The sequence below is a fragment of the Streptomyces sp. G-G2 genome (genome assembly GCF_030063135.1).
In the GTDB taxonomy this organism is placed as follows: Bacteria; Actinomycetota; Actinomycetes; order Streptomycetales; family Streptomycetaceae; genus Streptomyces.
The window spans coordinates 148,161-163,921 of the sequence record NZ_JASISO010000013.1; the positions used below are offsets into that span (position 1 = coordinate 148,161).

A 15,761-nucleotide genomic window follows, 5' to 3' on the forward strand; every position below is an offset into this window, starting at 1 on the left:
CAAACCATTGAACTTCCACCATGAGGAAATTACTATCCACTGGTCAGAAGCGCCCTGAACCACAGACGGCGCCCGCGACCGTTTCCCGGAACTCTCACCAGTCAGCGGCACTGCGTGCCGCACGCGCGAGCATTCCCCCGCGGCCGCCAGGCACCGCCGCTGAAGGAGTGACAGATATGTCCGCACCAGCGCCGTCCCCGCTGGCCATCGTCGACGCCGAGCCCCTGCCCCGGCAGGACGAAGTCCTCACCGAAGCGGCCCTCGCCTTCGTGGCCGAGTTGCACCGGCGGTTCACCCCGCGCCGCGACGAGCTGCTCGCCCGCCGCGCCGAGCGGCGCGCCGAGATCGCCCGCACCTCCAGCCTCGACTTCCTCCCGGATACCGCACAGATCCGTGAGGGCGACTGGAAGGTCGCGCCGGCCCCGGCCGCGCTCAACGACCGCCGCGTGGAGATCACCGGTCCCACGGACCGGAAGATGACCATCAACGCCCTGAACTCGGGCGCCAGGGTCTGGCTCGCGGACTTCGAGGACGCCTCTGCTCCCACCTGGGAGAACGTCGTCACCGGCCAGCTCAACCTGATCGACGCCTACGAGCGCCGGATCGACTTCACCGACGCGCGCACGGGCAAGTCGTACGCCCTCAAGCCCGCCGACCAGCTCGCGACCGTCGTGATGCGCCCCCGCGGCTGGCACCTCAACGAGCGCCACCTCCAGATCGACGGCGTCCCGGTCCCCGGCGCCCTCGTGGACTTCGGCCTCTACTTCTTCCACAACGCGCAGCGCCTGATCGACCTCGGCAAGGGCCCCTACTTCTACCTGCCGAAGACCGAGTCCCACCTGGAGGCGCGCCTCTGGAACGAGATCTTCGTCTTCGCGCAGGACTACGTCGGCATCCCGCAGGGCACCGTCCGCGCGACCGTCCTGATCGAGACCATCACCGCCGCGTACGAGATGGAGGAGATCCTCTACGAGCTGCGCGACCACGCGGCGGGCCTGAACGCGGGCCGCTGGGACTACCTCTTCTCGATCGTGAAGAACTTCCGCGACGGCGGCGAGAAGTTCGTCCTGCCGGACCGCAACGCGGTGACGATGACCGCCCCGTTCATGCGGGCGTACACCGAGCTGCTGGTCCGCACCTGCCACAAGCGCGGCGCGCACGCCATCGGCGGCATGGCGGCCTTCATCCCGTCCCGCAAGGACGCCGAGATCAACAAGGTCGCCTTCGAGAAGGTCAAGGCCGACAAGGACCGCGAGGCGGGCGACGGCTTCGACGGCTCCTGGGTCGCCCACCCCGACCTGGTCCCGATCGCCATGGCCTCCTTCGACGCCGTGCTCGGCGCGCAGCCGAACCAGAAGCACCGCCTGCGCGAGGACGTCGCGGTCGCCCCCGGCGATCTGATCGCGATCGACTCCCTGGACGCGCGCCCGACCTACGACGGCCTGCGCAACGCCGTCCAGGTCGGCATCCGCTACATCGAGGCCTGGCTGCGCGGCCTGGGCGCGGTCGGCATCTTCGGCCTGATGGAGGACGCGGCCACCGCCGAGATCTCGCGCTCGCAGATCTGGCAGTGGATCAACGCGGGTGTCGTCTTCGAGAACGGCACCCTGGCCACCGCGGACCTGGCCCGCGAGATCGCCGCCGCCGAACTCTCCGCGATCCGCGCCGAGGTCGGCGAGGAGGCCTTCGCGAACGGCAAGTGGCAGCAGGCCCACGACCTCCTGCTCCAGGTCTCCCTCGACGCGGACTACGCGGACTTCCTCACTCTCCCCGCGTACGACCAGCTCATCGGCTGACACCCCCGCTTCGGCTGAATCGCACAGCGGCCGGATCAACGACTGCGCCCCCGACGCCCCTTGGCGCCGGGGGCGCAGTCGTTCTCGCGAACAGTGCCGCCGGGACCGGGGCCGGGCCGCACGTGCCGGCCGCCTCGGCGATGACCTTCGCGAACGCATAGTTCTTGTGGGGCAGTTCGCCCCCGGCGCCCCCGGAGCCCGAGACTCCGGGGGCGCCGGCGCGTCCGCTGACCGAACGGACGGTCGGGCGTTACATCATCGTAATCTGCGGCTACCTAGCGGTAACAACGTGCGGCGTGTCACCTTTCCGGTTGCCACCGGCCGGCGGTACCCCCACTTACACAGCCATACACCGGAGTTGTTCCCGACTCCGGCGTGGCCGACCGCAGGAGTTCCGCAGTGATCGGATTCCGCAACGTCAGCAAGAACCGGGCCGGCAGCCGTGTGCGACGGCTCGCCGGGGCCGGGATGGTCGTCCCGCTCGCCGTCAGCGCGCTCCTGGCGGGCGGGGCCGGGACCTCGGCCGCCAGTCCGGGGAACGGGCCCACCGCCGTCGTCTCCATGGGCGACAGCTACATCTCGGGCGAGGGCGGACGCTGGAAGGGCAACAGCCTGACCAACAGCGGCAGCCGTACGGGCACCGACCGGGCCTGGGTCAGCGGCAGCAGCTACGACCCGTCGAAGGTGTACGGCGCCACCGCGAACGGGTGCGACCGCTCGGACTCCGCCGAGGTGCGCAGCGCCGGGCCGATCGCCGACGTGGCGGTCAACCTGGCCTGCTCCGGGGCCGTCACCGACAACGTGTTCCGCGCGTCCAACGGCGGCGTGGCCTTCAAGGGCGAGGCCCCGCAGGCCGATCAGCTCGCCGGGGTGGCCGCCACGAACAACGTCAAGGTCATCGCACTGTCCGTGGGCGGCAACGACCTCGGCTTCGCCGACATCATCCAGGAGTGCGCGTACGACTTCGTGCTCTGGGGCTCCTACTGCTACGACGACCAGCAGGCGGTGGTCACCCAGAAGATGGACGGGGTGATGGCGAAGGTCGGCACGTCGGTCGACGAGATCCGCGCGGTGATGCGCGGCGCCGGTTACGCCGACTCCGCGTACCGGATCGTGCTGCAGTCCTACCCGTCGCCGATCCCGCGCGGCGCTGAGAACCGTTACACGCAGAGCGACTGGAGCCGCCTGAACACCGGCGGCTGCCCGTTCTGGAACAAGGACTCCGACTGGGCGCGCGATTCGCTCGTACCGCAGATCGCGGACCGGCTGAAGGCCGTGGCGAGTGCCAAGGGCGCGCAGTTCCTGGACCTGCGGGACATGATGCAGGGCCGGGAGGTCTGCGCGAAGGCGAGCAAGCAGGTCACCACGGCGGCCCCCGCCTCGGCCAAGACGAGCGAGTGGGCGCGGTGGATCGACAGCAGCCAGACGCAGGGACCGATCCAGGAGGACATGCACCCGAACTACTTCGGCCAGCTGGCCGTCGGGCGCTGCCTCTCGCTGATCTACGCCCAGCCCGCGACCGGCGGCTTCGGCTGCCGCAACACGGCCGGGAGCGACCAGAGCGGGATGTACCTGGCCCCGGCCAACTAGTGCCGTAGCGGATCGTGCCCGGTGGACAAAAATCGGGTGATCGCGCGCGGTACGGCTGCCATGCTCCGGGCATGGCAGCACGTACCGCGCGTCCCGCGCGCCCCAGTCTCTACCTCTCCGTCGACATCGAGGCCGACGGGCCGATCCCCGGCCCGTACTCGATGATCAGCTTCGGGGCCGCCGTCGCGGGGCGCCAGGACGGCGCGGCGTACACCGCCGCCGACCCGGAGCAGCACACCTTCTACCGCCAACTACGGCCGATCAGCGCGGAGTTCGTGCCGCAGGCGCTGGCCGTCAGCGGACTCGACCGCGCCCGGCTGGTCCGGGAGGGCTGCGAACCGGCCCTGGCCATGGACGAGTTCCGCTCCTGGGTGCGTGAGGTCTGCGCGGGGGCCCGGGCCGTGATGTGCGGCTACCCGGCGTCGTACGACTGGACGTTCCTGTACTGGTACCTGATGCGGTTCGGCGGCGAGAGCCCCTTCGGGCACTCCGGCTGCCTGGACATGAAGACGCTGTACGCCACGAAGGCGCGCGTGCCGCTGCGTTCGGTCGCCAAGCGCACGATGGCGCCCGAGCTGCTCCCGGCGCGGCGGCACACGCACCACGCCCTCGACGACGCGATCGAGCAGGCCGAGCTGATGAGCAACCTGATGCTCTGGAACCCCGCCCAGGACCCCAGCCGCCCTTGACGGGTGCGGCCCCTCCCTCCCGAGGAGGAGGCCGGACCGGGCCGCGGCTCCCGCACGGAAGGGGCGTCCGGGACCGGGGTCCTCGGGCCCGTGGGCGATGTGCCGTACCGGTGCGGCTCCCTAGCCTCGGGGCATGCGGCCGCACCGAGGCCGCCACCCGTACGCCCCAGCCCCAGGAGACCCCGTGAGCACCCTCCGCCCCGCCGCGCGCCGCGCCAGCGCCCTGGGCCTCGCCCTCACCGCCGCGCTCGCCGCCTGCCTCACCACCTCCCCCGCCCGGGCCGCGGCCGCGCCCGCCGGGTCCTCCGTGAGCAACGGCCCGGGAGCCGGGCTCGACCGGTACTACCGGCAGCGGCTGCGCTGGGGCAGCTGCGTCGAGGGACCCGGCGACACGGCGGGCCGCGATCTGGACCGGGCCGCTGTGCGGTGCGCGGACCTGACCGTACCGCTGGACTACAGCGCTCCCCGGGGGCGCACGATCACGGTGGCGCTCTCCCGCCTGAAGGCCACCGACACCCGCCACCGCATCGGTGCGATCCTGCTCAACAACGGCGGGCCCGGCGGCCCCGCGGTCGCCTCCCCGCCGACGGCCAGGGCCTCGATGAAGGAGGTCGGCGCCCGCTTCGACATCATCGGCTTCGACCCGCGCTTCGTCGGCCGCAGCACCCCCCTCGACTGCGGCTGGCCCGTCCCGATGGCCTGGTTCTCGGCCGGGGCCGGGCGGGCGGGCTTCGACCGTCAGGTCACCTTCCAGAAGGGCCTGGCCGACCAGTGCCGGGCCGCCGACGCCTCGGTCCTCCCGTACGTCAGCACCCGCAACACGGCCCGCGACATGGACGTCATCCGGGGCGCGCTCGGCGAGCGCGAGATCTCCTACCTCGGCTACTCCTACGGCACCTACCTGGGCACGGTCTACACCCAGATGTTCCCCGGCCGCTACGACCGGATGGTGCTCGACGGGGCGATGGCCCCGGGCGACTACCGGCCCCGGCTGCTGAAGGGCTCCGAGCGCGAGAGCGAGAAGGCGCTCTCCGACTGGGCCGCCTGGGCGGCCGGGCGCCACGACACCTACGGGCTCGGGCGTACCGGAGCCGAGGTGCTCGCCACCGTCGACCGCGTCTACGCGGCGTCCGCGCGCGGCCCGTTGACCATCGGCGCCGCCCCCGACTCCTTCCGGATCGACGACACCCAGGTGCCGACCCTCCTCTTCTCGGCCCTCGCCGACGACGGCGACCCGACGCGGGCGGACCTCGGTGAGCAGGTCTCCGTACTGAACAGGGCGGCGCAGGGCGCGCCGACCACGCTGTCGCCGAGGTTCGCCGCGACGCTGCGGTACTTGCTGCACGGCGGATCCGAGCCCACGGGCGCCCAGTTCGCGATCCTGTGCGGGGACGCGGCCGCGCCGCACGACCCCGAGGTCTACTGGCGGGACATCGAGCGAGGCCGGGCCGCGCACCCGCTGTTCGGACCGCTGACCGACACCATCGGCCCGTGCGCCTTCTGGGACCGGCCGCGCGAGGAACCCACGCGGATCACGAGGGGTGCCCGGGCGCTGATCGTGGCCGCCGACGGCGATCCCCGCACCACGTACAAGAGCAGCGTCGAGCTGCACCGCCAACTGCCGGGTTCGCGGCTGGTCACCCTTGAGGGCGCCAACCGGCACGGTCTCTTCGGGCGCTACGGCAGCACGTGCGTGGACGACGCGGTCAACGGGTACCTCGCCACCGGCGCCCTGCCGACGAAGGACCGCACCTGCGTCAAGCAGCCCGGATAGCGCGTCCCGGCGGCGGCGCCGAGCACGTTGCGGAGAAGCCCGCGTTCGGCGGCGCGCACGCCACACCCGCAGTGGGTGGCGTGCGCGCCGCCGAACGGTGCCTCAGTGCACCGGGACCGCCTCGGGGACCGCGGCGGTCGCCGCGTCCTTCCGGTTGCCCAGGTGGTTGAAGGCCAGGTTCAGCACGATGGCCACCACGCAGCCCGTGCTGATGCCGGAGTCGAGGACCACCAACAGGTCCTTCGGGAAGGCGTGGTAGAAGCCCGGCGCCGCGATCGGGATCAGACCGATCCCGATGGAGGCGGCGACGATCAGGGCGTTCTCGCCCTTCTCCATGGCCGCGCCCGCCAGGGTCTGGATGCCGCTGGCCGCGACCGAGCCGAAGAGGACGATGCCCGCGCCGCCGAGGACCGGCAGCGGGACCAGGGCGATGACGGACGCCGCCATCGGGCACAGCCCCAGCAGGATCAGGATGCCGCCACCGGCCGCGACCACGAACCTGCTGCGTACCTTGGTCATGGCGACCAGACCGATGTTCTGTGCGAAGGCGCTGCACATGAACCCGTTGAACAGCGGGCTGATGGCGCTGCCGAGGGTGTCGGCGCGCAGCCCGCCCTCGATGGTCCTCGCGTCCGCCGGACGGCCGACTATCTTGCCCAGGGCCAGGATGTCGGCGGTGGACTCGGTCATGCAGACCAGCATGACGATGCACATGGAGATGATGGCGGCGACCTGGAACTGCGGGGCCCCGAAGTGGAACGGGGTCGGGAAGCCGACCAGGTCCGCGTGCTTGATGGGGTCGAAGTTGGTCATGTTCAGCGGGATCGCGATCAGCGTGCCCGCCACCAGACCGAGCAGGATGGCGATCTGCTGGAGGAAGCCGCGCAGGAACTTGCGCATCACCAGGACGATGACCAGGGTGACGGCCGCCATCCCGATGTTCTTCATCGAGCCGTAGTCGGTGGCGGTGCGGTTGCCGCCCTGCGACCAGTTGAAGGCCACCGGGAGCAGCGAGATCCCGATGAGGGTGATCACCGTACCGGTGACGACCGGCGGGAAGAACCGGACGAGCTTGCCGAAGTAGGGGGCCGCGAAGAAGCCCACGAGTCCGGCGACCATGATGGCGCCGAAGATGATGGGGATGGCATCGGCGCCCTCGCCCTTGCCGATGGCGATCATCGGGGTCACACCGGCGAACGAGACGCCGTTGACGAAGGGGAGCTTGGCGCCGATCTTCCAGACTCCGAGGGTCTGGAGGAGGGTGGCGAGTCCTGCGGTGAAGAGCGAGGCGCCCATCAGGAAGGCGGTCTCGGTCGGGGAAAGACCGACGGCGGGCCCGACGATCATGGGTGGGGCTACTACACCGGCGTACATGGCGGCCACGTGCTGAAGACCGCTCGTGAACATTTTCAGCGGAGGCAGGGTCTCGTCGACCGGGTGCTTCTCCTCCGGTACTGCGACTGCGTCTTTGCGAAACCTGGGCGTTGCGGCCACGGCTTCCTCCGGTCGGTTAAACACGTCGGCAGTGACGTGGGTGTCTTGGAGGTGGTGCGAAAGCTGTGCGAGTCGAGCCTTGTGAAGCTGTGTTCAGTGGTGGGGGGTGCGGGTGTGTGTGGGGGGATGCGGGGGAGGCCGTGAGAGGAAACGATTCGCCCGAGTCGTTTCGCCAGGCAGGACCGCACGAGGGCTGGAGGTGCCGTGGCAGTGGCGCGGGGCACGTACTGCGGAGCAGGTGCTGCGGGGCACGTACTGCTGAGCAAGTGTCACGAGTCACCGTCCCCGGGGGCGCCGTGGAATGCTCCGGCACCACCCGGGACCGGCTGCCGCGGACCCCGCTCGGGTCCGCGGCGACCGGACGGGGGCCGTCCCCCCCGACCGGACTCCTTGGGTCAGGCCTGCGCGGAGATCCGCGCGAGGCGCTGGGCCTCTTCCCGGGTGGACACCGCGATGGCGTCCTCGTCGGCGAAGAGGAGTCGGTTGTTCTCGACGATCTGCTTGCCGTTGACCAGCGACAGGGTCACCGGGGCGGCGGCACCGAACACCAGGGCGGTGACCGGGTCGGCGATGGACGAGTGCGCGAGGGTGCTCAGGTTCCACATCACCAGGTCGGCGCACTTGCCGACCTCCAGCGAACCGATGTTGTCGGCGCGGCCGAGTACCTGGGCGCCACCGTACGTACCGAGGCGCAGGGCCTGGCGCGCGTTGAGGGCGCGCTCGCGGTGGACCGGGTTCAGGCGGTTGATGAGCAGCGCGTTGCGCAGCTCGGTGTGCAGCTCACCGGACTCGTTGGAGGCGGTGCCGTCCACGCCGAGGCCGACCGGGACACCGGCGGCCAGCATGTCCGGGACCCGGGCGATGCCCGCGGCCAGCCGCGCGTTGGAGGACGGGCAGTGCGCCACACCGGTCTTGGTACGGGCGAACGCGGCGATGTCGGAGTCGTTCATGTGGACGCTGTGCGCCATCCACACGTCCTCGCCGAGCCAGCCGGTCGACTCGAAGTAGTCGGTCGGGCCCATGCCGAACAGCTCCTTGCAGAACTGCTCTTCCTCGACGGTCTCCGAGCCGTGCGTGTGCATCCGCACACCCAGGCGGCGGGCCAGCTCGGCGCCCTGCTTCAGCAGCTCGGTGGAGACCGAGAAGGGGGAGCACGGGGCGACGGCGACCTGGGTCATCGCGTCGAAGGAGTAGTCGTGGTACCTCTTCACGGTCGCCTCGGTGTCGGCGAGCGCGCCTTCGAGGGTCTCGACCGCGTGGTCCGGCGGCAGGCCGCCGTCCTTCTCGCTGCGGTCCATCGAGCCACGGGCCAGGGTGAAGCGGACACCCATCTCGGACGCGGCACGGATGATCGAGCCGGAGAGGTCGCCGGAGCCCTTGGGGAAGACGTAGTGGTGGTCCATCGCGGTGGTCACACCACCCTTGGCCATCATCGCCAGGGAGCCCTGGGCGGCCGTGTACGTCATCTGCTCGTCGATGCGCGCCCAGGTCGGGTACAGCGCGACGAGCCAGTTGAAGAGGTTGTGGTCGGTGGCCAGACCACGCGTGATCCACTGGTAGAAGTGGTGGTGCGTGTTGACCAGACCGGGGGTCACGAGGTGTCCGGTGCCGTCGATGCGGCGGACGACGTTCTCGAGGTTCTCGGGGGCCTTGCCCGCGCCGATGGACTCGATCTTGTTGCCGGCGACGACGACGTGTCCCGAGGCGTACTCGGTGTCCTTCGCGTCGACGGTCGCAATCGCACAGTTCTCGATGACGATGCGCTCTACCGCGCCGTCAATGGCTGCCGATGCTGCCATGGGACTTCCTCGTGCTTTCAGTGGCGGTACGGGCACGGCAAAGCCCAGGGTTTTGAGTGCCGGAGCCGGGGGCCTTGACAGCTGACAGTACTGCCGCCCCGTGTGGTGCGTCCGGGTGCCGATTCAGGAAGCTGAAGAGTGTCGCGCCGTCCCGGGGCCACTGCGGAGCCCCGGGACACGCGTGCCGCGTCAGAGGTTGGTCATGTCCACGGGGATACGGGCGTCGACGCCGTCCCGGAGAACCGTTGCCTCGATCAGACCGTACGGCCGGTCCGCGGCGAAGTAGACCTCGTTGTCGTTCTTGAGGCCGAAGGGCTCCAGGTCGACGAGGAAGTGGTGCTTGTTCGGGAGCGAGAAGCGGACCTCGTCGATCTCCGAACGGTGGTTGATGATGCGCGAACCCATCTGGTACAGGGTCTGCTGCAGCGAGAGGGAGTAGGTCTCCGCGAAGGCCTGCAGCATGTGCTTGCGGGTCTCGGCGTAGGACTTCTCCCAGTTGGGCATCCGCTGCTCGTCGTCCGACCAGTTGAAGCGCCAGCGGGCCGACACCTGGGTGGCCAGGATGCGGTCGTAGGCTTCCTTGAGCGTCGTGTACTTGTCCTTCACGTAACCCCAGAACTCGGAGTTCGTGGAGTTCATGACGACCAGGTCCTTGAGGCCCGAGATGACCTCCCAGTTCTGACCGTCGTACGTGATCTGGGTGACCCGGGTCTCCATGCCCTCGCGGACGAAGGAGTGGTTCACCTCGTCGGAGCCGATGAACTTCGAGTTGGCGTCCGAGGTGGCGATCCGGCTCCAGGAGTACTCCTCGATCCGGATCCGGGCCTTCTGGATCGGCTCCTGGCTGTTGACGAACCAGCGCGCCAGGTGGATGCCGAACTGCTCGGCGGACTCGATGCCGTACTCCTTGGCGAACGCGTACACCGTGTTCTTGGTGGTGTCCGTCGGAAGGACGTTCGCGTTCGAGCCGGAGTAGTGGACGTCGTCCATGTCGCCCGAGAGGGCGACCGAGACGTTCAGGTCCTTGATGTGATGGGTGTCGCCGTCCCGCGTGATCTTGACTACGCGGTTCTCTGCTTTGCCGTACTGGTTCTGGCCGAGAATCGTGGGCATGTCTGCTAGCTCCCTCGGTAAACGGAGTAGCCGAACGGGTTGAGCAGCAGCGGTACGTGGTAATGCTCGCCCGGGTTGACCGAGAAGGTAATGGTCACCTCGGGGAAGAACGCACCGCTGTCCCTTACGCGGGGGGCGTCCTGCTGCGCCTCGGCTTGCTTCTTAGGACTGTGCTTGTTCAAGAAGTACGTCTCGGTCTCGAAGTCGAGCCGTACGTGGGTGGTGCCTTCCGGCAGGGCCGGCAGGTCCTTGCAGCGGCCGTCCGCGTCGGTGGCGGAGCCACCCAGGGCGGACCACTCGCCGTCGAGGCCCGTACGGGCCGACAGGGAGATGGCCACGCCTCCGGCGGGGCGGCCGATGCTCGTGTCCAGGATGTGCGTGGACACGGAAGCGGTGGTGTCGGTGCTCATGCGCTCTCTTCCTCGACGAGTCGGGTCAGGCGAATCCGGTTGATCTTCACGAGCTCACCGCGGGCGATCTCTCGCTCCTGCTCCGGCGAGTTCCCGATCCGGCTCTTGACCGCGTCCCGCATGAACGCACCGGTCGCACCGGTGGCACAGATGAGGAAGACGTGACCGAACTTCTCCTGGTACGCCAGGTTCAGTTCGAGCAGCTCGGACTTCAGCTCTTCGGAAGCGCCGGCCATCCCCCGCTGTTCGCGGGCGGAGGTCGGGTCACCAGGCTTCGGCCGGCCGATCGGCGCGTGGCCCCCCATCGCCTCGCCCAGGTCCTCGGCGGTCAGTTCCGCCATGGCGGACTCGTTGGCCGAGAAGAGGGCGTCGACGCTGATGAAGGGGCGCTGGGCGAGCAGCTTGCTCCCCCATGCCGAACTGGCGCACACCTCGTGCAGCTCAGCCGTGGCCGCGCTGTCGTCCAAGGTGTTGATCCGGGTGAGACCCGGGGTCGGACTCGAAGTCACGGTAGGCCTCCGTGGCCTTGTTGCTTAACGGGCTGGGCATAGCTAACGCCCTCGACAACACGGCGTCAACACTTTGTTGAAACTTCCCGTACACAAAAGCCGCCGCCCGGATGAATTGGGCGGCGGCTCGTCACCGTGGGTCAGACGGCGTTCACTCCGGGCTCCGCTTATTGGGGTTTTCCCTGTTCAAGTAGTTGTAGACGGTGAAGCGGCTTACGCCCAGGGCGCCCGCGACCGTCTCCACACCGTGCCGCACGGAGAAGGCGCCCCGCGCCTCCAGTATCCGTACGACGTCCTGCTTGGACTTCCGGTCCAGCTGGGCCAAAGGTACGCCGTGGCGACGCTCCAGGGCGGCCAGGATGCGGTCCAGCGAGTCGGACAGCTGCGGAAGCCGTACGGCGAGCAGGTCCTGCCCCTCCCAGGCGAGCACGACGTCGTCGGGCTGGGCCAGGGCAGGGTCCATCAGCTCGCCGCCCATCGCGTCCACCAGAGGCTTGACCGCGGTGACGAAGGGGTGATCGAGGGGCTCGGTCACGGGGTGCCCTCCTCGATCACGTTCACCTGGAGGGACACCCGGGTCGCCCCGGCGCCCAGCGCGTCGCGCAGCAGCGCGGCCACCGCGTCCAGCACGTCCGCGGTCTCACCCTCGGCCGTGTTGCCGAACGGGCCGACGTCCACCGCGTCCAGTCGCGCCCTCTGGATGACCTCGCGGGCGGCCAGGGCATGGGCGGGGGCCTCTTCGAGGTCGAAGGGCTCGGTCGTGAACTCCACTCTCAATCGCACAACGGTCAACCTACCCAAGCGAGGGGGGTGGTGCGAAGCGCTCCCTCGAGGGGCGGCGGCCGGGTGGCGGGCGGGCATGACTTTTCGGCGGTCCGTACTTGACAGCCACGCGAACCTCGATGCAGTCTTCCATCAAGCAGAAAACAACTTCCGCGATACGGAAGGAGCGCACACCCCTCATGGGATACACGGACCAGCGCTTCGATGTGAACCTCTCGATCCTCTTCACGGAACTCCCGCTTCTGGAGCGTCCCGCGGCTGCCGCCGCGGCGGGCTTCACGGCGGTCGAGCTGTGGTGGCCCTGGATCGAAACCCCCACCCCCGCCCAGTCGGAGCTCGGCGTCCTCAAGAAGGCTCTTGAGGACGCCGGCACCCAGCTGGTGGGCCTGAACTTCTACGCCGGCCAGCTGCCGGGGCCGGACCGCGGCGCGGTATCCGTGCCCGGCGAGGAGTCGGACCGCTTCAACGCCAACATCGACGTGGCCGCGGACTTCGCCGCCTCGGTCGGCTGCAAGGCCCTGAACGCCCTCTACGGCAACCGCGTCGAGGGTGTGGACCCGGCCGTCCAGGACGAGCTGGCCCTGAAGAACCTGGTCGTGGCGGCGCAAGCCGCAGACCGGGTCGGGGCGATCCTCCTGATCGAGACCCTGAACAAGCCCGAGTCGCCGCTCTACCCGCTGGTGAGCGCCCCGGCCGGCATCGAGGTCGTGGACAAGGTGAACGAGGCCACCGGCCTCGGCAACGCCAAGTTCCTGCTCGACCTGTACCACCTGGCGATGAACGATGAGGACCTCTCCGAGGTCATCGAAAAGTACGCCGCCAAGACCGGCCACGTCCAGATCGCGGACAAGCCGGGACGCGGTGCCCCCGGCACCGGCGAGCTGCCTCTCGAGGAGCTGCTGGACCAGCTGAAGAAGGCCGGATACGAGGGCTACGTAGGCCTCGAGTACAAGGCCGCCGACGCCGCCGCGTCCTTCGAGTGGCTCGCCACCGAGGCCCGCGCCGCGAAGTAGCGGACAAAGTCCGGGCGATCAGCCAGGCACGCCACACACTTTTCGTACAAAGCATTAAGAGAAGGACCCTCATCATGAGCAACCCCACCGCGCGTCCGTCGATCGCCTGGATCGGTCTCGGCATCATGGGCTCCCCCATGGCCGAGAACCTCCTGAAGGCCGGCTACTCGGTCACCGGCTTCACGCTGGAGCAGGACAAGCTGGACCGCCTGGCCGCCGCCGGCGGCGGCGTGGCCGGCTCGATCGCCGAGGCCGTCAAGGACGCCGACGTCATCATCACGATGGTGCCCGCCTCCCCGCAGGTCGAGGCCATCTCCTACGGCGAGAACGGCATCCTCGAGAACGCCAAGTCCGGCGCGCTGATCGTGGACATGTCCTCGATCACCCCGCAGACCTCGATCGACCTGGCGAAGAACGCCGCCGAGAAGGGCATTCGCGTCATCGACGCGCCCGTCTCCGGCGGCGAGGCCGGTGCCATCGAGGCCGTACTGTCGATCATGGTCGGCGGCGAGCAGGCCGACTTCGACGAGGCGCTCCCGATCCTCGAGGCCCTCGGCAAGACCATCGTGCTCTGCGGCCCGCACGGCTCCGGCCAGACGGTCAAGGCCGCGAACCAGCTCATCGTCGCGGTGAACATCCAGGCGTGCGCCGAGGCCGTCGTCTTCCTGGAGAAGTCCGGCGTGAACCTCCAGGCCGCCCTGGACGTCCTCAACGGTGGTCTGGCCGGTTCCACGGTCCTGACCCGCAAGAAGGACAACTTCCTGAACCGCGACTTCAAGCCCGGTTTCCGGATCGACCTGCACCACAAGGACATGGGCATCGTCACCGACGCCGCCCGCAACGTCGGTGCGGCCCTCCCGGTCGGCGCGGTCGTCGCCCAGCTGGTCGCCTCGCTGCGCGCCCAGGGTGACGGCGCCCTGGACCACTCCGCGCTGCTGCGCGCGGTCGAGCGCCTCTCCGGCGCCCAGATCTGAGCCCGCGGCCCGCTCTCCGGGCCGCGCTCCTCCCCGCTCGCGGGGACCTGAGTTTCCGGATGGTGCCGGTGCTGACACCTGTCCTGTCGCGCCCAAGCGCCGGCACCGTCCGGATCACCTCTCCTCAATCTTTCTTTTCAACAAACTGTTGACGCCACGATCACGCCGAATTTAGGCTGTTCCGCATGACGGAAGACGATTTCCGTCAGCAGTTTTCCGTACGGAAGGTCACCATGTCGAAGCGCACGCTGACGACCGAGTCTGGCGCCCCGGTCGCCGACAACCAGAACTCCGCTACCGCCGGCGTCGGTGGCCCCCTGCTGGTCCAGGACCAGCAGCTCCTGGAGAAGCTCGCCCGCTTCAACCGCGAGCGCATCCCGGAGCGCGTGGTGCACGCCCGCGGTTCGGCCGCCTACGGCCACTTCGAGGTGACGGACGACGTCACCGCGTACACCAGCGCCGCGTTCCTGAACACGGTCGGCAAGAAGACCAAGACCTTCCTGCGGTTCTCCACCGTCGCCGACTCGCTCGGTGGCGCCGACGCCGTGCGTGACCCCCGCGGTTTCGCGCTGAAGTTCTACACCGAAGAGGGCAACTACGACCTCGTCGGTAACAACACCCCGGTGTTCTTCATCAAGGACCCGATCAAGTTCCCCGACTTCATCCACTCCCAGAAGCGCGACCCCTTCACGGGCAAGCAGGAGCCGGACAACGTCTGGGACTTCTGGGCGCACGCCCCCGAGGCGACGCACCAGATCACCTGGCTGATGGGTGACCGCGGTATCCCGGCGTCGTACCGTCACATGAACGGCTACGGCTCCCACACGTACCAGTGGACCAACGCCCAGGGCGAGGCCTTCTTCGTCAAGTACCACTTCAAGACGAACCAGGGCATCCGCTGCCTCTCCGCCGAGCAGGGCGCCGAGCTGGCCGGTTCCGACGCGAACTCGCACCAGACCGACCTGCTCCAGGCCATCGAGCGCGGCGTGAACCCGAGCTGGACCCTCTACGTCCAGGTCATGCCCGCCGCCGAGGCCGCGGACTACCGCTTCAACCCGTTCGACCTCACCAAGGTGTGGCCGCACAGCGACTACCCGCTGCAGCGCGTGGGCCGTCTGGTCCTCGACCGCAACCCGGACAACGTCTTCGCCGAGGTCGAGCAGGCGGCGTTCTCCCCGAACAACTTCGTCCCGGGCATCACCGCCTCGCCGGACAAGATGCTCCAGGGTCGTCTCTTCGCGTACGCCGACGCCCAGCGCTACCGCCTCGGTGTGAACCACACCCTGCTGCCGGTCAACGCCCCGAAGGCGTCGAAGGCCGAGAACTACGGGCGCGACGGTGTCATGGCGCTGCGCAACGGTTCGCGCCACGACAAGAACTACGAGCCCAACTCGCACCAGGGTCCGGCCGAGACGGGTCTGGCGCTCGGCGCCCCGCTCGCGGTCAGTGGCTACACGGGCACGCACGAGGCCCCGGCCCACACCAAGGACGACGACTTCTTCCAGGCCGGTGAGCTCTACCGCCTGATGTCCGAGGACGCCAAGCTGCGTCTGGTGGCGAACATCGCCGGTGGCCTCTCGCAGGTCACCCTCGAGGACGTCATCGAGAAGAACCTGGCTCACTTCCACGCCGCCGACGCCGACTACGGCAAGCGCGTCGAGGAGGCCGTTCGCGCCCTGCGCGAAGGCTAAGTGGTCGACGCGCGAAGTCCTTCGGGGGTTGATCAAGCAGTCGGTGCGGTGGAGGATTCTTCCTGTCGGTCGAGAGAGTGTCGGTCGAGTCTGGCCAGCAGATCGTCCAGGTCGGAGGTGGTGAAC

General features: G+C 69.1%; 14 protein-coding genes. 7 read left to right on the top strand and 7 right to left on the bottom strand.

Annotation, left to right across the window (positions count from 1 at the left end):
* Positions 1-176: 176 nt before the first annotated feature.
* The 4 genes from aceB to QMF80_RS13610 all read left to right on the top strand — a co-directional run bounded on the left by aceB (position 177) and on the right by QMF80_RS13610 (position 5,849).
* Positions 177-1,796, top strand: coding sequence for a malate synthase A (gene aceB, locus QMF80_RS13595; RefSeq protein ID WP_283452878.1), 1,620 nt, complete (start codon positions 177-179; stop codon positions 1,794-1,796).
* 399 nt (positions 1,797-2,195) lie between these two features.
* Complete coding sequence (locus tag QMF80_RS13600) at positions 2,196-3,386, top strand: SGNH/GDSL hydrolase family protein (RefSeq protein WP_349372203.1); 1,191 nt, start codon at positions 2,196-2,198, stop codon at positions 3,384-3,386.
* A gap of 71 nt (positions 3,387-3,457) precedes the next feature.
* Positions 3,458-4,075, top strand: a complete 618-nt coding sequence (locus QMF80_RS13605) for a 3'-5' exoribonuclease domain-containing protein (protein WP_283452880.1) — start codon at positions 3,458-3,460, stop codon at positions 4,073-4,075.
* A 133-nt stretch (positions 4,076-4,208) separates the two neighbouring features.
* The gene (locus QMF80_RS13610) at positions 4,209-5,849 is read left to right on the top strand and encodes an alpha/beta fold hydrolase (protein ID WP_502962834.1); all 1,641 of its coding nucleotides are present in this window, start codon (positions 4,209-4,211) and stop codon (positions 5,847-5,849) included.
* 102 nt (positions 5,850-5,951) lie between these two features.
* Here the strand turns inward: QMF80_RS13610 and QMF80_RS13615 are convergent, their stop codons facing one another.
* The 7 genes from QMF80_RS13615 to QMF80_RS13645 all read right to left on the bottom strand — a co-directional run bounded on the left by QMF80_RS13615 (position 5,952) and on the right by QMF80_RS13645 (position 11,957).
* Positions 5,952-7,343, bottom strand: a complete 1,392-nt coding sequence (locus QMF80_RS13615) for a nucleobase:cation symporter-2 family protein (RefSeq protein ID WP_283452883.1) — start codon at positions 7,341-7,343, stop codon at positions 5,952-5,954.
* Positions 7,344-7,738: 395 nt separating this feature from the next.
* Positions 7,739-9,142, bottom strand: a complete 1,404-nt coding sequence (locus QMF80_RS13620) for an 8-oxoguanine deaminase (protein WP_283452885.1) — start codon at positions 9,140-9,142, stop codon at positions 7,739-7,741.
* A 189-nt stretch (positions 9,143-9,331) separates the two neighbouring features.
* Positions 9,332-10,255, bottom strand: a complete 924-nt coding sequence (pucL, locus tag QMF80_RS13625) for a factor-independent urate hydroxylase (RefSeq protein WP_283452887.1) — start codon at positions 10,253-10,255, stop codon at positions 9,332-9,334.
* 5 nt (positions 10,256-10,260) lie between these two features.
* Positions 10,261-10,665 carry a hydroxyisourate hydrolase gene (uraH, locus tag QMF80_RS13630; RefSeq protein ID WP_283452889.1) on the bottom strand — a complete coding sequence of 135 codons (405 nt, stop codon included), beginning with the start codon at positions 10,663-10,665 and terminating at the stop codon, positions 10,261-10,263.
* Positions 10,662-11,174, bottom strand: a complete 513-nt coding sequence (gene uraD / locus QMF80_RS13635) for a 2-oxo-4-hydroxy-4-carboxy-5-ureidoimidazoline decarboxylase (protein ID WP_283452891.1) — start codon at positions 11,172-11,174, stop codon at positions 10,662-10,664. The genes uraH and uraD overlap by 4 nt, the downstream gene beginning before the upstream one ends.
* Before the next feature lie 151 nt (positions 11,175-11,325).
* Positions 11,326-11,709 (bottom strand): helix-turn-helix domain-containing protein, encoded by a 384-nt coding sequence (locus QMF80_RS13640; protein WP_283452893.1) that lies wholly within the window; start codon positions 11,707-11,709, stop codon positions 11,326-11,328.
* On the bottom strand, positions 11,706-11,957 hold the full coding sequence (locus QMF80_RS13645) for a YkoF family thiamine-binding protein (protein WP_283452895.1): 252 nt from the start codon (positions 11,955-11,957) through the stop codon (positions 11,706-11,708). The genes QMF80_RS13640 and QMF80_RS13645 overlap by 4 nt, the downstream gene beginning before the upstream one ends.
* Positions 11,958-12,136: 179 nt before the next feature.
* On the opposite strand from QMF80_RS13645, the gene QMF80_RS13650 reads away from it, so the two are divergent.
* From QMF80_RS13650 to QMF80_RS13660, 3 genes are all read left to right on the top strand, one after another.
* Positions 12,137-12,970 (top strand): TIM barrel protein, encoded by an 834-nt coding sequence (locus QMF80_RS13650; RefSeq protein ID WP_283452897.1) that lies wholly within the window; start codon positions 12,137-12,139, stop codon positions 12,968-12,970.
* A gap of 74 nt (positions 12,971-13,044) precedes the next feature.
* Entirely contained in the window at positions 13,045-13,944 is a 900-nt protein-coding gene (locus QMF80_RS13655) for a 2-hydroxy-3-oxopropionate reductase (RefSeq protein WP_283452899.1), read from the top strand.
* A gap of 233 nt (positions 13,945-14,177) precedes the next feature.
* Positions 14,178-15,635 (top strand): catalase, encoded by a 1,458-nt coding sequence (locus QMF80_RS13660; RefSeq protein WP_283452919.1) that lies wholly within the window; start codon positions 14,178-14,180, stop codon positions 15,633-15,635.
* Positions 15,636-15,761: the final 126 nt, after the last annotated feature.